Origin of the sequence: Providencia sp. Me31A (assembly GCF_050487165.1) — a bacterium.
GTDB lineage: Bacteria > Pseudomonadota > Gammaproteobacteria > Enterobacterales > Enterobacteriaceae > Providencia.
In genome coordinates this window covers 26,125-44,636 of record NZ_JBKQGZ010000011.1, presented here as the reverse complement: position 1 = coordinate 44,636, position 18,512 = coordinate 26,125, and the positions used below count along the sequence as shown (strand labels likewise).

At 43.2% G+C, this 18,512-nt stretch carries 15 protein-coding genes; 6 read left to right on the top strand and 9 right to left on the bottom strand.

The window, feature by feature from the left end; genetic code table 11:
- Positions 1 to 113: 113 nt before the first annotated feature.
- From odhB to sdhC, 6 genes are all read right to left on the bottom strand, one after another.
- Positions 114 to 1,325, bottom strand: a complete 1,212-nt coding sequence (gene odhB / locus ACLPIE_RS10565) for a 2-oxoglutarate dehydrogenase complex dihydrolipoyllysine-residue succinyltransferase (protein ID WP_430261588.1) — start codon at positions 1,323 to 1,325, stop codon at positions 114 to 116.
- Positions 1,326 to 1,339: 14 nt separating this feature from the next.
- A complete protein-coding gene (gene sucA, locus ACLPIE_RS10560) occupies positions 1,340 to 4,153 on the bottom strand; it encodes a 2-oxoglutarate dehydrogenase E1 component (protein ID WP_430261587.1) in 2,814 nt (937 codons plus the stop codon).
- A gap of 502 nt (positions 4,154 to 4,655) precedes the next feature.
- Positions 4,656 to 5,372 carry a succinate dehydrogenase iron-sulfur subunit gene (locus tag ACLPIE_RS10555; protein ID WP_430261586.1) on the bottom strand — a complete coding sequence of 239 codons (717 nt, stop codon included), beginning with the start codon at positions 5,370 to 5,372 and terminating at the stop codon, positions 4,656 to 4,658.
- A 35-nt stretch (positions 5,373 to 5,407) separates the two neighbouring features.
- Positions 5,408 to 7,174 carry a succinate dehydrogenase flavoprotein subunit gene (gene sdhA, locus ACLPIE_RS10550; RefSeq protein ID WP_430261585.1) on the bottom strand — a complete coding sequence of 589 codons (1,767 nt, stop codon included), beginning with the start codon at positions 7,172 to 7,174 and terminating at the stop codon, positions 5,408 to 5,410.
- A complete protein-coding gene (gene sdhD / locus ACLPIE_RS10545) occupies positions 7,175 to 7,519 on the bottom strand; it encodes a succinate dehydrogenase membrane anchor subunit (RefSeq protein WP_430261584.1) in 345 nt (114 codons plus the stop codon).
- Positions 7,513 to 7,902, bottom strand: coding sequence for a succinate dehydrogenase cytochrome b556 subunit (gene sdhC / locus ACLPIE_RS10540; protein WP_430261583.1), 390 nt, complete (start codon positions 7,900 to 7,902; stop codon positions 7,513 to 7,515). Before sdhC ends, sdhD begins: the two co-directional genes overlap by 7 nt.
- Positions 7,903 to 8,575: 673 nt before the next feature.
- Between sdhC and ACLPIE_RS10535 the strand changes: the two genes are divergently transcribed.
- On the top strand, positions 8,576 to 9,862 hold the full coding sequence (locus ACLPIE_RS10535; protein WP_430261582.1) for a citrate synthase: 1,287 nt from the start codon (positions 8,576 to 8,578) through the stop codon (positions 9,860 to 9,862).
- Positions 9,863 to 9,937: 75 nt separating this feature from the next.
- On the opposite strand, the gene ACLPIE_RS10530 is transcribed toward ACLPIE_RS10535, so the two are convergent.
- Positions 9,938 to 10,696, bottom strand: coding sequence for an AraC family transcriptional regulator (locus tag ACLPIE_RS10530; protein ID WP_430261581.1), 759 nt, complete (start codon positions 10,694 to 10,696; stop codon positions 9,938 to 9,940).
- 124 nt (positions 10,697 to 10,820) lie between these two features.
- Here ACLPIE_RS10530 and ACLPIE_RS10525 point away from each other — a divergent pair, with 124 nt between their 5' ends.
- Complete coding sequence (locus ACLPIE_RS10525; RefSeq protein WP_430261580.1) at positions 10,821 to 11,948, top strand: multidrug effflux MFS transporter; 1,128 nt, start codon at positions 10,821 to 10,823, stop codon at positions 11,946 to 11,948.
- A 449-nt stretch (positions 11,949 to 12,397) separates the two neighbouring features.
- Here ACLPIE_RS10525 and ACLPIE_RS10520 read toward each other — a convergent pair whose 3' ends face one another.
- Both ACLPIE_RS10520 and ACLPIE_RS10515 read right to left on the bottom strand, forming a co-directional pair.
- Complete coding sequence (locus ACLPIE_RS10520) at positions 12,398 to 13,141, bottom strand: type 2 GTP cyclohydrolase I (protein WP_430261579.1); 744 nt, start codon at positions 13,139 to 13,141, stop codon at positions 12,398 to 12,400.
- Between the two features lie 236 nt (positions 13,142 to 13,377).
- Positions 13,378 to 13,584 carry a YbfA family protein gene (locus ACLPIE_RS10515; protein ID WP_430261578.1) on the bottom strand — a complete coding sequence of 69 codons (207 nt, stop codon included), beginning with the start codon at positions 13,582 to 13,584 and terminating at the stop codon, positions 13,378 to 13,380.
- Positions 13,585 to 14,035: 451 nt separating this feature from the next.
- Here ACLPIE_RS10515 and kdpF point away from each other — a divergent pair, with 451 nt between their 5' ends.
- The 4 genes from kdpF to kdpC are packed head-to-tail and all read left to right on the top strand — an operon-like array spanning position 14,036 to position 18,510.
- Positions 14,036 to 14,125: a K(+)-transporting ATPase subunit F gene (gene kdpF / locus ACLPIE_RS10510; RefSeq protein WP_430261577.1), complete on the top strand. Its 90-nt coding sequence runs from the start codon at positions 14,036 to 14,038 to the stop codon at positions 14,123 to 14,125.
- 1 nt (position 14,126) lies between these two features.
- The gene (gene kdpA / locus ACLPIE_RS10505) at positions 14,127 to 15,833 is read left to right on the top strand and encodes a potassium-transporting ATPase subunit KdpA (protein WP_430261576.1); all 1,707 of its coding nucleotides are present in this window, start codon (positions 14,127 to 14,129) and stop codon (positions 15,831 to 15,833) included.
- Positions 15,834 to 15,842: 9 nt separating this feature from the next.
- A complete protein-coding gene (kdpB, locus tag ACLPIE_RS10500) occupies positions 15,843 to 17,906 on the top strand; it encodes a potassium-transporting ATPase subunit KdpB (protein WP_430261575.1) in 2,064 nt (687 codons plus the stop codon).
- A 10-nt stretch (positions 17,907 to 17,916) separates the two neighbouring features.
- Complete coding sequence (gene kdpC, locus ACLPIE_RS10495; protein ID WP_430261574.1) at positions 17,917 to 18,510, top strand: potassium-transporting ATPase subunit KdpC; 594 nt, start codon at positions 17,917 to 17,919, stop codon at positions 18,508 to 18,510.
- Positions 18,511 to 18,512: the final 2 nt, after the last annotated feature.

Sequence of the window (18,512 nt, the reverse complement as noted above, 5' to 3'; positions counted from 1 at the left end):
AGTCTGAAGAGGCGTCGATTCGCCTCCTGCAATTGTTACTGATTTAGCAACCCGCAAGCGGGTTGCATCGGTTACTTCAGACCGGGTAAGTTGTTCCCTACCCTGTTATGTTGCTATACGTCCAGCAGTAAACGAGTTGGGTCTTCCAGCATATCTTTGATAGCGACTAAGAAGCCGACTGACTCACTACCATCGATTAAACGGTGATCATAAGACAGCGCTAAATACATCATTGGAAGAATCTCAACCTTACCATTTACAGCCATAGGGCGGTCTTTAATGGCATGCATGCCTAAAATCGCGCTCTGCGGCGGGTTAATGATAGGTGTAGACATCAGCGAACCGAATACGCCACCATTAGTGATAGTGAAATTACCACCGCTTAAGTCTTCAACAGTTAATTTACCGTCACGACCTTTAACAGCCAGTTCTTTGATTTTCTTCTCGATATCCGCCATGCTCATTGCATCAACATCACGCAGAACAGGTGTTACTAGACCGCGAGGCGTTGATACAGCAATGCTGATATCAAAGTAGTTATGGTAAACCACATCATCACCATCAATAGAAGCGTTAACTTCAGGATAGCGTTTCAGTGCTTCAACCGCAGCTTTCACATAGAAAGACATAAAGCCTAAACGAACACCATGACGTTTCTCAAATGCTTCGCCATATTGTTTACGTAAGTCTTTAATTGGTTGCATGTTGATTTCGTTGAATGTCGTCAACATTGCAGTGGTATTTTTCGCTTCTAGCAAGCGCTCTGCGATACGTTTACGTAAACGCGTCATTGGAACACGTTTTTCGCTACGGTGAGCTAAAGGCGCTTGAGGAGCTGCCGGTACTGATGCTGCTGGTGCCGCAGATTTATTGGCAGCTAAATGTTTCTCAACATCTTCACGCGTTAAACGACCACCAACACCTGTGCCTTTAATGTCCGCTGGGTTCAATGAGTGTTCAGCTACCAGACGACGGATCGCTGGGCTCAGTGCATCGTTGCTTTCTGTTTCTAAGCTTGCCGTTTGGCGTTGTGCTGGCGTGGATTCCTGCGCTTCTTTTACTTCAGCTGGAATACCCGTGCTGTCACCTAAACGAATACGGCCTAACAGTTGTTTAGATAATACTGTCGCACCTTCATCTTCAACGATAGCGTCTAATACACCCGCTTCGCTCGCAGGGACTTCTAACACAACTTTATCTGTTTCGATCTCTACCAGTACTTCGTCACGCTGAACACTGTCACCTGGTTTTTTATGCCATGTGGCAACCGTAGCATCTGCAACGGACTCAGGAAGATCGGGAACAAGAATTTCTACGCTACTCATTTTCTATCCTTTAATTATTCAATGTTCAAAGCGTCATTAACCAGGGCTTTTTGTTGTTCCTGGTGTACGGACGTATAGCCAACTGCTGGAGATGAAGAAGCAGCTCGACCTGCATAACGTAAAGTTGCCCCTGCTGGGATAGCTTCACGGAAATTATGTTGACTGCAATACCAAGCACCTTGGTTTAATGGCTCTTCTTGGCACCATACAAAGTCTTTCACATGGCTAAATTGCGACAACGCTTTTTGGATATCATCGTGTGGGAACGGATATAGCTGCTCAATACGCACGATAGCAACGTCAGTTTGTTCATTTTTACGACGTTGTTCTAACAGATCGTAATAGACTTTCCCTGAACACATAACGACGCGTTTCACATCTTTCGGATTGATTTCATCGATTTCACCGATAACGGGTTTGAATGAACCATTCGCCAGTTCTTCCATGCTAGAGACCGCTAATGGGTGACGTAACAGGGATTTTGGTGACATCACGATCAGAGGACGGCGCATACCACGTAGGGCTTGACGACGTAACATGTGATAAACCTGTGCAGGCGTAGATGGCACACATACTTGCATGTTTTGATCTGCACACAGTTGCAAGTAACGCTCTAAACGAGCTGATGAGTGCTCTGGGCCTTGACCTTCATAGCCATGAGGCAGCAGCATTACCAGACCACACATACGACCCCATTTTTGCTCACCAGAGCTAATAAATTGGTCGATAACCACTTGTGCACAGTTAGCAAAGTCACCAAATTGCGCTTCCCAGATGGTTAGAGCACGAGGTTCAGTGGTTGCATAACCATATTCGAACGCCAATACCGCATTTTCAGTCAGTACAGAGTCCCAAACATTGAACACGCCTTGACCATGGTGGATATTTTGCAGTGGGACATAAACAGAACCGTTAGTCTGGTTGTGAATAACTGCATGGCGGTGGAAGAACGTACCACGGCCCGCATCTTCACCGGATAAACGTACTGGAATACCTTCATCAACTAAAGTTGCATACGCTAAGGTTTCTGCCGCACCCCAATCGAGTAATTTCTCGCCTTTTGCCATTTCTGCACGGTCAGCATAGATTTTCTCAACCCGAGATTGTGCAACAACGCCTTCAGGGATCGTACTGACTTTAGTTGCCAGTTCAGTTAAGCGTTTAATATCAACCGTTGATTTGTATGATGCATCCCATTCATGGTTTAAATACGGAGCCCATGTGTATGAGTTAAGACCCATTTCACGGTACTCTTCAACCACACAATCACCCGCATCTAACGCATCACGGTACACATTAACCATTTCCGTCACATCATTAGCGCTTAACACGTTCTCTGCAATTAAGCGATCTGCATAGATTTTACGTGGTGTTGGGTGCTGCTTGATTTTTTGGTACATGACAGGCTGAGTTGCACTTGGCTCATCCGCTTCGTTATGACCATGACGACGGTAACAAACTAAGTCAATCATCACATCGCGTTTGAACGTGTTACGGAAATCAAGCGCTAAACGTGTCACAAAGGCAACCGCTTCAGGGTCATCTGCATTTACGTGGAAAATAGGCGCCTGCACCATTTTAACGATGTCAGTACAGTATTCGGTTGAACGAGTGTCCTTCGGATTTGACGTGGTAAAACCAATTTGGTTGTTAATCACGATACGCACTGTACCGCCAACTTCGTAACCACGGGCTTGAGACATGTTCAGTGTTTCTTGCACAACACCTTGACCTGTTACCGCAGAATCACCGTGGATGGTGATTGGTAGAACCATGTTGCTACGGCCTTCATCCAGACGATCACGGCGTGCTCGCACTGAACCGATAACTACTGGGCTAACAATTTCAAGGTGAGACGGGTTAAATGCTAACGCTAAGTGAACACGCGAGCCGGCGGTTTCAAAGTCAGATGAGAAACCTTGGTGATATTTAACGTCACCCGCGCTTGAGTGGTCTTTATGTTTACCCGCGAACTCATCAAATAATTCGCCCGGTTTTTTACCTAAAATATTTACTAGAACGTTTAAACGACCACGGTGAGCCATACCCAAAACAACTTCACGGGTATCTTGTTTGCCTGCATGGTGGATTAAATCTTTCAACATTGGGATCAGTGAATCACCACCTTCCAATGAGAAACGTTTTGCACCTGGGAATTTAGCCCCAATATAACGCTCAAGGCCTTCAGCTGCTGTTAATTCAGCTAAAAAACGCTTTTTCTCTTCAGCAGAGAAAATTTTTGCAACGTCAACAGACTCAAGACGTTGTTGAATCCAGCGTTTTTCTTCTGTATTAGTGATGTGCATATATTCCGCACCGATTGAACCACAGTAAATGCGCTTCAAGTGCTCATATAGCTCACCTAGTTGCATGGTTTCTTTGCCGATAGCAAATGAACCTACGTTGAAGGTTTCGTTGAAATCTTCTTTTGTCAGGTTATGGAATGTAGGGTCTAAATCGGGAACAGACTCACGTTTCCAAAGCCCTAAAGGGTCTAGATTCGCATTCTGATGCCCGCGGAAGCGGAATGCATTTATTAATTGCAAAACTTTGACTTGTTTTGCGTCGATAGCTGGATCGCTAACAGAGGTATGATAACGTGTAGAGTCTTTTGCTAAGCGGCGGAAATAATCGCGCGCTTGTGAGTGGAATTGCTCTCCGCTAGTGCCTAAAGCTGCACCTGGCAGTTGCTCAAATATGGCTTTCCACTCGGCATCTACAGAGTTAGGGTCAGTCAGATAATCTTCGTAGAGCTGTTCTATGTAAGTCTGGTTCGCGCCTGCCAGAAAGCTTGAATCCAGCCAGTCCTTCATTACGCCGTTCTGCATTGTGATCCCTTAAGCTTTTAAAAGCTTTAGTTTTCGCCGTGGTTAACTAGTTTCCGCATTAAGCGGCCTCGATAAAGGTTCTCTTGGACGTGCTTTATGCATGTTCTCTCTTTGGGAGGCCCTTTATCAGCAAGGGTTTCCCTTTTAAGGAACCTTTAAAAACTGACTACGGTTTTTAAAGGCCCCTAAGCTTGCGCTTTTATCTTCATCTTTATCTTTTGCAGTTGGCTATTTTTGTTACTTTTTACTATTACTTTCTGTACTTTCACTTTTATACGCTTTTGTTATTACAACGTTTTGTTTAATGCTACGTTTTGTGAATGACAATGTTACTTTCTGATGACCTTTATGGGTATTTCGTTTTCGCGCTTTTGTGACCTTAAGCGCTATTTAAATCAAAATACTGTTTTTACTTTACCCTTTCTTTTTGTCTTATGTTTTTATTTCGTGCTATTTATTTTTAACCTGCGGCACCAAAGCACCGCAGGTTAAATACCAACTACTAGGCACTATGTTTTAGTAACATAGATTTAATATGTCCAATAGCTTTGGTTGGATTTAGCCCTTTAGGGCATACATTGACACAATTCATGATGCTATGACAGCGGAAAACACTAAAAGCGTCGTTCAGATCATCTAATCTTGAATCCGTTTCAGTATCACGACTGTCGATTAAGAAGCGGTATGCAGCTAACAGACCTGCTGGCCCAATAAATTTGTCCGGATTCCACCAGAAAGATGGGCAAGAAGTCGAACAACATGCGCACAGAATACACTCATATAAACCATCAAGTTTTTCACGTTGCGCAGGAGTTTGTAAATTCTCACGTGCTGGTGGATTCTTATTATCGTTAATAAGATACGGACGAATTTTTTCGTATTGGGTATAGAACTGAGTCATGTCAATGATCAGGTCGCGAATAACAGGCAAACCTGGCAATGGACGAATGACAATTTTCTTCCCTGCCCGGATTAAAGCAGACAATGGCGTGATACAAGCCAGTCCATTTTTACCGTTCATGTTCAGACCATCAGAACCACATACCCCTTCACGGCAAGAACGACGGAATGACAGCGTAGGGTCTTGCTCTTTGATTTGGATTAACGCATCAAGCAGCATCATGTCACGACCTTCAGGTACTTCAAGGGTGTAATCTTGCATGCGTGGGGCGTTGTCCACATCAGGATTATAGCGATAAATCGAAAATTGTAGTTTCATAGTTTATTTCTCCGCAACTGGATTAACACCACGCATTAGTAGGTACGAATTTTCGGTGGGAAGGCTTCACGCAGTTTCGGCTGCATGTTCACTTCACGACGCGTCATCGTTTCAGATTGCGGTAAATATAATGAGTGACATAACCAATTCGCATCATCACGGTCTGGATAGTCAAAACGGCTATGTGCCCCACGACTTTCTGTACGGAAGTTTGCTGCTTGTGCAGTTGCATAAGCGGTTTCCATCAGATTATCCAGTTCTAAACATTCGATACGCTGAGTATTAAATTCAGTAGAAGTATCATCAAGACGCGCATTTTGCAGACGCTCACGGATTACTTTCAGCTCTTCTAAACCTTTAGCCATTGCATCACCTTCACGGAATACCGAGAAGTTATGCTGCATACAGGTTTGCAGTGCTTTACGGATCTCTGTTGGATCTTCACCAGTACGTGCATTTTCCCAACGATTAAAGCGAGTCATTGCTGCATCAATGTCAGACTCAGATGCATCACGCATTGAACCTTGTTCCATGATGGATTCTTTCAAGTGCAGACCCGCAGAACGGCCAAATACCACCAAGTCAAGCAGTGAGTTACCGCCTAAACGGTTAGCGCCATGTACAGATACACACGCAATTTCCCCCACAGCAAACAGGCCAGGAATAACTTCGTCTTCACCTTTTTCGTTATAACGCAGTGCTTGCCCCGTCACTTTGGTTGGGATACCTCCCATCATATAGTGACATGTTGGAATGACTGGGATTGGCTCTTTAATTGGGTCAACGTGAGCAAAGGTCCGAGATAATTCAAGAATACCCGGTAAACGAGACTCCAGAACTTCTTTCCCTAAATGATCCAGTTTTAGTTTCGCGTGTGGCCCCCACGGACCATCGCAGCCACGACCTTCACGAATTTCAATCATGATAGAACGAGCGACAACGTCACGACCCGCAAGGTCTTTCGCATTTGGCGCATAGCGTTCCATGAAGCGCTCACCGTCTTTATTCAGCAAGTAACCGCCTTCACCACGACAACCTTCAGTCACGAGAACACCCGCGCCCGCGATCCCCGTTGGGTGGAATTGCCACATTTCCATATCTTGCAGTGGCACACCTGCACGAGCAGCCATCCCTACGCCATCACCCGTATTGATGTGTGCGTTAGTGGTTGATTGGTAAATACGACCTGCACCACCTGTTGCTAAAATAGTGGCTTTCGCTTTGAAATAAACCAGTTCGCCTGTTTCCATACAGATTGCAGTACAACCTACCACATCGCCATCTTGGTTTTTAACTAAATCAAGGGCATACCACTCAGAAAAAATGGTTGTATGGTTTTTTAAGTTCTGCTGATACAACGTATGTAACAGAGCATGGCCAGTACGGTCAGCCGCCGCAGCTGTACGCGCCGCTTGCTCACCACCGAAGTTTTTAGACTGTCCACCAAATGGCCGTTGATAAATACGTCCATCGTCAAGGCGCGAGAACGGTAACCCCATGTGCTCTAATTCGAGGATAGCTTCAGGCCCCGTTTTACACATGTATTCGATAGCATCTTGGTCACCAATGTAATCGGAACCTTTGACAGTGTCGTACATATGCCATTCCCAGTTATCAGGGTGAGTGTTACCTAATGCAACAGTGATACCACCTTGTGCTGATACAGTATGGGAACGGGTTGGAAATACTTTTGACAGCAGAGCACAAGATAGGCCCAACTGTGAAATTTGAAGTGCTGCGCGCATACCTGCACCACCAGCACCGATAACGATAGCGTCGAACTCTCTGATTGGCAGATTCATTTATGCACCCCACACAACAATTGTTCCGTAAATTAAATAAGCCAACAGACCGACAACAATAACCAGTTGCAACACTAAGCGAATTGCGAGTGGCTTAACATAGTCCGTTAGCACTTGCCACATGCCAATCCAAGCATGCACAAGAATCGAGAACAACGTGAGGACAGTAAACACTTTCGTCACAGAGGAAGCAAAAAAACCACGCCATACTTCATAAGTAATATCGTTAATAGCCACAAAGCCAACAACATAGATTACGTATAATACGATGACAATCGCAGAAGCACGGATTAATAGCCAGTCCTGGATACCAGTACGGCCTAAAGCAGATGCATTACTTACCATACTAAGATCCCCGCCAGAATTGCCAGAATTACGGTAATAACAAATGTAATTTTTGCAGATGAGTTACCAGCAGCAAGGGTTTCATCAACATAGCCAAAATCCATTAACATATGGCGAATACCACCACAAATGTGATAGGCCAATGCTGTCAAGATGCCCCAAAGAATGAACTTAGCAAAAAAGCCAGTCATTATTTCAGACGCGTATTGAAAACCTTCTGGAGAGGAGAGAGATGTCCCTAACAACCAAAGCAGAATACCAACTGCGATGAGAGTAATGACGCCAGAGACACGGTGCAAGATCGAAGATATTGCAGTGATCGGGAAGTGAATCGTCTGCAAATCAAGGTTGACAGGTCTTTGTTTTTTCACAATTTTGCCCACACAGCTCTTTATTATTTTCCATCCTCCGGACCTGGGGTGGAAATCAGACAGCGACAGGGGTACAAAATGCAACTTAACACAAACTCTAATCCATCATGTTTAAATAAAGTTGCATACTGATCACGCTGGGAACTCCTACTACAGGGTAATCCGGAGACCTGCCGCTAGTATAAAGTCTTCACAATGCCATTACAATTCCCACACAAAATGTTTGGAGACATTTAGCCCGAACAGTGAGAGGGATCACGATTTAAACATTTTGTATAAATGTGCTTATGTTATTTGACAATGATTCAACATTTATCTTACATATAGGACTGACAGAATTATCTTAGCGGTATAGCTGATGCTTCTCCGTTGAAGAGAAAAACGTGAATGTTGCAATGTTAAGTGCCCCATAATTTGCACTATGATGGGTATTAATAACAAAAGTTATGAAAGTTGTTCCCCTTACAACAAATAATGATATTGTAGGGCAAACAACAAAAAGAACATAACATCTACACACTCATAAACAACCTAATTACATTGTCGTCGGTCGTCAGATATCAGGTTTTATGTGATAACGCGCTTATTTTTAAAGCACACCGGTAGAACAATGCACGGAGAAACAGTATAAGACTGGCCTTCTGGGTTGTTGGGTGTTGATTATCAAGCGCTAAGGAGACCGTAAATGGCTGATAACAAAGCTAAGCTAACGACTGGTAGTAAGGGTGAGATTGAACTAGACATTTTAAGCCCTACCATTGGTCATGACGTTATCGATGTCCGAACTTTAGGTTCTAAAAAGTTCTTTACCTACGACCCTGGTTTTACTTCTACTGCATCATGTGAATCCAAAATCACCTATATCGATGGTGATAACGGCGTTCTGCTGCACCGTGGTTTCCCGATTGATCAACTCGCCACTCAAGCCACATACCTCGAAGTTTGTTATATCCTGCTATACGGCGAAGCACCAACACAAGAACAATACGACACATTTAAATATACGGTCACTCGCCACACAATGATCCACGAGCAAATTACACGTATGCTTAATGGATTCCGCCGTGACTCACACCCAATGGCAGTATTATGCGGTGTTACTGGTGCACTCGCAGCGTTCTATCACGATGCATTAGATGTGAATAACCCACGTCACCGTGAAATTACCGCTTATCGTTTGCTGTCCAAAATGCCTACCGTTGCGGCAATGTGTTATAAATATTCGATTGGCCAGCCTTTCGTTTATCCACGTAATGACTTGTCATACGCGGGTAACTTTTTGTACATGATGTTCTCTACACCATGTGAAGAATATGTTGTAAATCCAGTGCTTGAGCGCGCAATGGATCGTATTTTAATCCTGCACGCTGACCACGAACAAAATGCCTCAACCTCGACTGTACGTACTGCGGGTTCATCTGGTGCAAACCCATTTGCGTGTATCGCTGCGGGTATTGCATCGCTGTGGGGGCCTGCTCACGGTGGTGCTAACGAAGCTTGCTTACGCATGCTTGAAGAAATTCAATCAGTCGAGCATATCCCAGCATTTATCGAGCGCGCTAAAGATAAAAATGACTCTTTCCGTCTGATGGGCTTCGGTCACCGTGTATACAAAAACCACGATCCGCGTGCGACAGTCATGCGTGAAACTTGCCATGAAGTTCTGAATGAACTGGGCTTGAATGATAGCTTGCTGGAAGTAGCAATGGAGCTGGAACGTATTGCATTAAACGACCCATATTTCATTGAGAAAAAACTGTATCCAAACGTTGACTTCTACTCAGGTATCATATTGAAAGCAATGGGTATTCCATCTTCGATGTTTACAGTTATTTTTGCCATCGCACGTACGATAGGTTGGATAGCTCACTGGAACGAAATGCATGATGATGGGCTGAAAATTGCCCGTCCTCGTCAGCTGTATACGGGTTATGACAAACGCGAATTCAACTCTGGATTAGCAAAAAAATAATATTAGTTAAATCTAAAACTCTACACATAGTAAAGCCTTGGTAAATCGAGGCTTTTTTCGTTTTATCATATCATATTACTGTTGGTATTCTCTTGGTGTCACACCGCTCATCTTACGGAAAAAGCTAATAAATGCGCTATCACTACTTAAGCCAAGCTCTTGAGTAATAAAGTGATAAGGTCGATTTTGAGTCAACAATTCAATCGCTTTAATAAACCGCCATTGCTGTCGCCATGTTTGATATGTCATTCCTGTTTCTTTCAAAAAAATACGCGTAATCGTCTTTTCGCTAGCACCAACAATTTGAGCAAGTTCGCTCAAATTTGGGGGTAATTGTTCAACATCGAATCGGCTAAAGCGCCTATCTTGTGGTAAAGGAAGTAAAGTCGGCTCAGTTGTCGCAGCTTGTAACTCATCAATAAAAACAGGTAACAAATTTGCCAACCTTCCCATTTGCCAATCACTGTCAAATGGTGCGATAGCAATACGTTCCAGTAGCTCTCTAAGTAATGGCGAAATACTCAAAATTACCACGTTATTACCGATTTTTTGCGCATATTCTTCACTCAAATAAATGGAACGATAACCTACTGATGCCCGCATTTGCGCACGATGAGGAACAAATGGTGGAAGCCACGCCACCCTACCTGGAGGCAGCAGCGTTAGGCGATTTTCTAGCAATATGCGAATACATCCTTGTTGAGTAAACAAAAGTTGTCCCATTTCATGACTGTGCGTCCCTGAATCATGCAGCCCCATCTGTGCTGCAATCCCTAAAACAGGAGCCTGATACCAATGGGTTTGAAATTCATCCGTTTGATTTAGCCATGCCATAACTGTCCTTTTTTTGATATTTAAAGTCTTTATTATTGTAATAAGACATGAAAATGTCCACTAAACTGCTCGCCATTAAAAGATTAGATCGTTATTTTTTATTACACAGGGTAGGAAAATAGACATGAAACATCCCCTCTCATTGTGGCTTGCTGTTGCCTTGATGATGTTTCCACAAATAGTGGAGACCATATACAGCCCTGCACTCACTGATATCGCCAGTGCTTTCTCAGTAAATGCGGAACAAGCGTCACAAACACTATCGCTTTATTTCTTTGCTTTTGCATTAGGCGTGGTTTTTTGGGGGCGCATGTGTGACACACTAGGGCGTCGGCCAACGATTTTAGCGGGTTTGCTGGTTTATGGGATTGCCTCAATCAGCGCCTTATTTATTAGCCAATTTTATTTGTTACTATTGCTGCGGATGTTAGCCGCTTTTGGTGCTGCTGTGGGCTCAATTGGTACACAAACCGTCATGCGTGATAGCTACCAAGGTCATGAATTAGCGAAAGTTTTCTCAATTATGGGAATTGCATTAGCCATTAGTCCTGCATTAGGTATGTTATCTGGCGCTGGGCTGGTCAGTTTAGCGGGGTATCGTGGTGTTTTTATTGGATTAGCCATTTTAGCCATCGTACTTTTACTGTGGTCAATGTATCGTTTACCCGAAACTCGCCCACAGAACGTGATCCAAATCTCATTTGTTACAACATTTTTACGAATGAGCGCGGATAAAGAAATTATTAGAAATGTGATCTTGATTGCATTTTTTAACATTAATTTATTTAGCTATTACCAGCTGGCACCTTTCAGTTTTGAACAATTAATGCTCACTCAGCAACAATTTGGCCTAACAGGCATTTTATTAGCCTTCGGAGTTGGCTTAGGTTCATTCTTGAACCGCTATTTATTGGCTAAAAAATACTCATCAGAGCAACTGGTTAAACTATCTAGCGGCATTTCCTTGGTGAGTGGTTGTTTAGTTTTTACTCTAATGAGCTCGGTTTGGTTCGTTTTACCTGTCATTGGTATTGTTGTTGGTTACGGAATTGCAATCCCGAACATACTTGCTCATGCATTAAACTATTATAGTGACCGAAAAGGTACCGCCGGTGCAATTTTAGGTTTGTTTTACTACATTGGTTTAGCGCTTGGGTTAATGGTGGCGGGCTGGAGTCAACACTTGGGCTTAGTACTAACGATTTCAGGACTAGTATTGGTTTTTGCATCGTTAAAATATCGCACTCAGTAGCCATTTTTTATTTTTATAATTATCAATCAGCTATGCATTTCGAATCACCGCTAGGCGGCAAAAGAGAATATCTTGGGGAGCAGATACAAGTATGTGACCCGAGTTCGCGAAGGCGGCCCACAATGTGGTAGCTTAGAACAAAAATACCGCTTAAATAAAAATTAGGTGAAAATTTAATTCTCTAAATAGTTCGAGTTGTGGCTAGGCGGCAAATGAGGATATCTTGGGGAGCATACACAAGTATGTGATCCAAGTAGCCGAGTGTCGTCAACTATGCAGTCGTTTTGAAAAATAAAGCGTAAATGAAAATTAGATGAAAATTTAATTCTCTAAATAGTTCGAGTTGTGGCTAGGCGGCAAATGAGGATATCTTGGGGAGCATACACAAGTATGTGACCCAAGTAGCCGAGTGAAGCCAACACCGCCACAGCTCGAAATATGACGAGAATTTAGGCGGGATTATCGATATCGATAAACTCGGCGTCTAACCCATGCACATCGACTAACCACTTAGTCAGCGCTTTAATTCCGTAACGCTCCGTAGCATGGTGCCCTGCACTGTAAAAATGGATACCCATTTCCCTCGCAATATGGATTGTTTGCTCTGAAACCTCACCGGTTACAAACGCATCAACACCAAATTCAGCCGCTTGCAAAATAAAGCTTTGCCCGCCTCCCGTACACCATGCAATTTGGCGAATTTCTTCTTTCGCATTATCACCGCAATGCAAGACACGACGGCCAAGACGCGACTCTAAACGCTGAGTTAATTCCGCAGGTTTAACGGGTTGATCGAAGAAACCAAAAGGCAGTAATGGCTCAATTTGACCATTAACCTGTACCCCCATGATATAAGCAAGCTGAGTATTATTACCTAATTGATGATGTGCATCTAAAGGTAAATGATAGCCATACAGGTTAATATCATTCGCTAATAATGTTTTTAAGCGATTTTTCTTCATGCCTTTAATAATGGCAGGTTCATTTTTCCAAAAATAGCCATGATGAACAATTATCGCATCCGCATTCTTTTCAACAGCAACATCTAATAATGCTTGGCAAGCCGTCACCCCTGTAATGATTTTATGCACATGTGGCCGCCCTTCAACTTGCAATCCATTCGGCGCAAAATCTTGGAATTCACTAACTTTCAACTCATCATTAATGATTTCTTCTAACCTTAAATTATGCATTCTGTTGTCCTTTTTACTGCGCAGCTAAACGATTTATTCATCATTTTGAATATAATTTAGTGATAATCAATAAGCATAAACGGAAACATCATTTTTTTCTGTGTTATTTGGAGCAAACAGAAGGGATTAATTGAGAAAAAATCGAGGTTGATATTGAATGAGTGCAGGAAATAAAAACAACTATCCCCCACAACATACTATTGCAGGGGCTGTATTTAGTCATTTAGCGGATCGTATTAACGATGACTTTCGAGGGTGTTTTCTGAGCATTGTAACCAAACTGGTTTATCACTCGTTTTTGCCCAAACCTTGTGTAAATGACTATAAAACTTTGCTCTTTTTGGATGAAACACCATAACCGGAAACGCAATTATGCCAGCTGTTACTGCAGCAGTGCGACGTGCAAGTACCTGATTACGGGAATATTCGCGATATGTGGACATCGATATCCTCCTTCAGTTGCCACTTTATTTGTCGACTCCAGTCTTGCTCTATACCTTTCCCAAAAAACCGTATCTGAGAGCTACCAAAATCGAACAGATAATATGTATTTAATTAACTGAATATAGGATACCGCAAATTGTGTAATAAAAATACTCATCTGACCACTTAATTTAAAAAAAAATAGCTAAAAGATGCTGTTTTCGTAATTTTATTACATTTATTAACTTAATTCCGTTTAAAACAAACATTATTGAAACATATAGTTAACAATTGGTGTTTTACATATAGCAACTACATCTACCTTTCTTTACTCATCAATGTTAACCATCCATTTGATAAAAATAACAATAAATTTTTATACTATTTTTACACCCAAATGGCCTTTTTTATCAGCTTCTTTACAACGGAATCTCTACCCTTATGACATGGAAATAATAAGGAGAAAATACTGTGTCATTACTTTCCATTATTGGGGCAGTTCTCGTTGTTTTACTGCTGGTTTATCTGATTTATGCCCTGCTTAACGCGGAGGATTTCTGATATGGCCACCACAACATTTTTATTTATTGGCAGCTTTTTATTGGTGTTATTCGTTTTGGCGAAACCTTTAGGTAACGGCATCGCTCGCCTAATTGATAGCGATGTTCCCAACATTTTAACCCAAAGTGAAACCCTCCTTTGGCGCTTAAGTGGGATAAAGCAGCCCGGTAGAGAAATGGCGGAAATGACTTGGCTACAGTACGCCTTAGCCATTGTACTATTCAACCTGTTAGGCTTTATTTTGCTGTTTGCGATACTCATGTTTCAAGGCCACCTACCACTGAATCCTCAACATTTTCCTGGTATGAGCTGGGATTTAGCGTTTAATACGGCAATCAGCTTTGTCGCCAATACCAACTGGCAATCTTATAGCGGTGAAAATACATTAAGTTATCTCAGCCAAATGGCAGGGCTTACAGTACAAAACTTTCTCTCCGCAGCAACGGGGATTGCCATCGTTTTCGTACTGATCCGTGCATTTTCACGTCATGGTAGTAAAACCATAGGAAATGCGTGGGTCGATATTTACCGCATCACCGCCTACCTGCTCTTTCCACTAGCTCTCATTTTTGCGCTCTTTTTTGTCAGCCAAGGCGTTATCCAAAACTTTTCGGATTATGTATTGGTTAGCCGTTTAGACAATACCAATCAATTATTGCCAATGGGGCCTGTCGCATCCCAAGAAGCGATAAAACTTCTCGGTACTAATGGCGGTGGTTTCTTTGGCGCAAACTCCTCCCATCCCTTTGAAAATCCAACAGCTTTAAGCAACATTGTACAGATGCTAGCAATTTTCTTAATTCCTACCGCATTGTGCTTCGCTTTCGGTCGAGCTGTCGGTAATAACAAACAAGGGCATACCTTATTATGGGTAATGGGAATTATTTTTATCATTGCTGCTATCGTGGTGATCCACGCCGAGTATGTAGGTAATCCATTTTTAACTGAATTGCATGCCTCAACAACCGCCAATATGGAAGGAAAAGAAAGTCGTTTTGGCATATTAGGATCGGCTGTTTTTGCCGTAGTTACGACAGCTGCATCCTGTGGTGCAGTCAATGCAATGCACGATTCCTTTACGGCTATGGGCGGTATGGTACCCATGTGGCTAATGCAAATTGGTGAAGTCGTATTTGGTGGCGTTGGCTCCGGCTTATACGGCATGTTGCTATTTGTTTTACTCGCCGTATTCCTTGCGGGCTTAATGATTGGTCGCACCCCGGAATACCTTGGTAAAAAAATCGAGGTACGTGAAATGAAAATGGTTGCACTGGCTATTTTAGTCACGCCAACCCTTGTGCTACTCGGTACAACACTTGCTTTAATGACCGAGGCTGGCCGTTCTGGCATTTTAAACCCCGGCGCCCACGGTTTTAGTGAAGTGTTATACGCATTTTCATCTGCTGCCAATAATAACGGTAGCGCATTTGCAGGCTTAAATGCCAATACCCCGTTCTACAATGTGCTACTGGCTATCGCTATGTTTGTTGGTCGTTTTGGTGTGATCCTCCCCGTATTAGCCATTGCAGGCTCAATGGTACTGAAAAAACCACAGGCGCAAAGCCATGCAAGCTTGCCCACAACAGGTCCGTTATTCATTGGATTACTTGTTTTCACCGTGCTTCTCATTGGTGCACTAACCTTTGTACCAGCCCTTGCTTTAGGTCCAATTGCTGAACAATTACAAATTGGTTTATTAGGACTATGAGGAGGAAAAATGAACAATAAAAATACTAAATTATTCGATAATAAATTAATCAAACAATCCATTATTGAAGCCATAAAAAAATGCACGCCGCAGGCACAGTGGCGAAATCCTGTCATGTTTGTCGTGTTTATTGGTAGCATTATCACCACATTATTATGGTTAGCAATGGCAACCCACTACACCGAGGGGAATGCATGGTTTAGCGGCATGCTCACCCTTTGGTTATGGTTTACTGTGCTTTTTGCTAACTTTGCAGAAGCCCTTGCTGAAGGTCGCAGCAAAGCCCAAGCACAGAGCTTAAAAGGGGTAAAACAACAAAGTAACGCGACACGTTTAGCTTCTGCATCATTAGATGCCACAAAAGAAGTCGTCAGCTCAAACCTGTTACGTAAAGGGGATATCGTCCTGATTAACGCTGGAGAAACCATTCCCTGCGACGGTGAAGTTATCGAAGGTGGAGCTTCCGTCGATGAAAGTGCTATCACCGGGGAATCAGCACCAGTGATCCGTGAATCCGGTGGCGATTTTTCATCCGTAACAGGCGGCACACGCGTCCTTTCTGATTGGTTAATTGTTGAGTGTACCGTCAACCCCGGTGAAACCTTTTTAGATAGAATGATTTCGATGGTAGAAGGAGCGCAACGCCGTAAAACACCAAATGAGATCGCCTTAACTATTTTATTAACCGCGCTAACGATTATTTTTGTGTTAGTTTGTGCCACTTTGTCCCCTTTCACAATTTTTGCCGCAGAGCATGCGGGTGCAGGCAGTGCCGTATCCGTTTTAGTTTTAATTGCTCTATTAGTCTGCCTAATCCCTACGACCATTGGAGGTTTACTGTCATCCATCGGAGTAGCAGGAATGAGCCGTATGTTGGGAGCAAATGTGATTGCCACCAGCGGCCGAGCAGTAGAAGCTGCGGGTGATGTCGACGTTCTATTACTTGATAAAACAGGGACTATCACACTGGGTAATCGACAAGCCTCTGAGTTTCTACCACTAACTGGCGTGACTGAACAGCAACTTGCGGATGCTGCACAATTGTCTTCTTTAGCGGATGAAACCCCTGAAGGGCGCAGTATTGTGATCCTCGCAAAACAAAAATTCAATTTACGTGAAAGAGATATTCATGGCCTAAATGCATCCTTTGTTCCATTCTCAGCCATGACTCGCATGAGTGGCGTCAATATCGGCGACAGAATGATCCGCAAAGGCTCTGCGGATGCAATCCGTCGCTATGTTGAGGCAAACCACTGTAAATTCCCGATAGAAGCCGACCAATTGGTAGAAAAAGTCGCTCATTTGGGGGGAACGCCACTCGTTGTCGTCGATAACCAAACTGTATTAGGGGTTGTCGCACTCAAAGATATCGTTAAAGGCGGTATGAAAGAGCGTTTTGCTCAAATGCGTAATATGGGCATCAAAACTGTCATGATCACGGGAGATAACCACTTAACTGCGGCGGCTATCGCTGCGGAGGCTGGCGTTGATGATTTCCTTGCAGAAGCAACGCCTGAAGCAAAACTGGCATTGATCCGCCAATATCAATCAGAAGGCAGACTGGTTGCCATGACAGGTGACGGAACCAATGATGCACCCGCATTAGCACAAGCGGATGTCGCCGTCGCGATGAACTCAGGTACTCAAGCCGCCAAAGAAGCTGGGAACATGGTGGATTTGGACTCAAACCCCACCAAACTAATTGAGGTCGTTCATATTGGTAAACAAATGTTGATGACTCGTGGCTCATTAACGACGTTCAGTATTGCAAATGACATCGCAAAATATTTTGCGATTATTCCTGCGGCTTTTGCCGTAACATGGCCACAACTAAATACATTAAATATAATGCACTTACACTCACCTGCATCTGCCATTCTTTCTGCGGTGATCTTTAATGCCTTAATCATTATTTTCTTGATCCCTCTTGCGATTAAAGGGGTCAACTACCGCCCAATGAGTTCCCAATCTTTACTGCAACGTAACTTAGGCCTATATGGCTTAGGTGGGTTAGTGGTGCCATTCGTTGGGATCAAATTAATTGATATGTTTATCAGCTTGTTTGGGATTTAAGGAATTAATTATGAACATGCTCCGCTCATCGATTGTCATGTTAGTCGTACTCACCATTTTTACGGGTATTGCCTACCCATTAATAGTGACTGGCCTCGCTAATGTCTTTTTTCCGTGGCAAGCTAAAGGCTCTCTTATCACCCAAGATGACCGCATAATTGGCTCCGCATTAATTGGGCAAAATGAGCTAGGACTCGACTACTTTCACGGCCGCCCTTCTGCCACAGCTGAAGCCCCATACAATACCTTAGCCTCAGGTGGCAGTAATTTAGCCGTCAGTAACCCATTGTTGCAACAAACTATGGCACAACGTAGCGAACAATTACGTGCAGAAAACCCAGATGCTACCAATATTATCCCTGTTGACTTGCTAACTGCGTCAGCAAGTGGGTTAGATCCAAATATCTCTGTCGATGCCGCCTTATACCAAGCACCACGGGTAGCGAAAAACAGACAGCTCTCCTTAGAGGAGGTAAAATCACTCATTAATTCATATACTGAGAATGCATTATTGCCTTTTTTAGGTGAACCCGTCATTAATGTATTAAAACTAAACATTGCTCTTGATGATTATCAGCAACAAATGAATAGCCAAACGCGTTAAGG

Bases quoted from the DNA above. Each gene is read 5' to 3' on its own strand.
- ACLPIE_RS10530 (WP_430261581.1), bottom strand. From the start codon at position 10,696: ATGGCATGGCTAAATCAAACGGATGAATTTCAAACCCATTGGTATCAG.
- kdpA (WP_430261576.1), top strand. From the start codon at position 14,127: ATGGCCACCACAACATTTTTATTTATTGGCAGCTTTTTATTGGTGTTA.
- sucA (WP_430261587.1), bottom strand. From the start codon at position 4,153: ATGCAGAACGGCGTAATGAAGGACTGGCTGGATTCAAGCTTTCTGGCA.
- kdpC (WP_430261574.1), top strand. From the start codon at position 17,917: ATGAACATGCTCCGCTCATCGATTGTCATGTTAGTCGTACTCACCATT.
- sdhA (WP_430261585.1), bottom strand. From the start codon at position 7,174: ATGAATCTGCCAATCAGAGAGTTCGACGCTATCGTTATCGGTGCTGGT.
- ACLPIE_RS10515 (WP_430261578.1), bottom strand. From the start codon at position 13,584: ATGTCCACATATCGCGAATATTCCCGTAATCAGGTACTTGCACGTCGC.
- ACLPIE_RS10525 (WP_430261580.1), top strand. From the start codon at position 10,821: ATGAAACATCCCCTCTCATTGTGGCTTGCTGTTGCCTTGATGATGTTT.
- ACLPIE_RS10520 (WP_430261579.1), bottom strand. From the start codon at position 13,141: ATGCATAATTTAAGGTTAGAAGAAATCATTAATGATGAGTTGAAAGTT.
- odhB (WP_430261588.1), bottom strand. From the start codon at position 1,325: ATGAGTAGCGTAGAAATTCTTGTTCCCGATCTTCCTGAGTCCGTTGCA.
- ACLPIE_RS10535 (WP_430261582.1), top strand. From the start codon at position 8,576: ATGGCTGATAACAAAGCTAAGCTAACGACTGGTAGTAAGGGTGAGATT.
- kdpB (WP_430261575.1), top strand. From the start codon at position 15,843: ATGAACAATAAAAATACTAAATTATTCGATAATAAATTAATCAAACAA.
- sdhD (WP_430261584.1), bottom strand. From the start codon at position 7,519: ATGGTAAGTAATGCATCTGCTTTAGGCCGTACTGGTATCCAGGACTGG.
- ACLPIE_RS10555 (WP_430261586.1), bottom strand. From the start codon at position 5,372: ATGAAACTACAATTTTCGATTTATCGCTATAATCCTGATGTGGACAAC.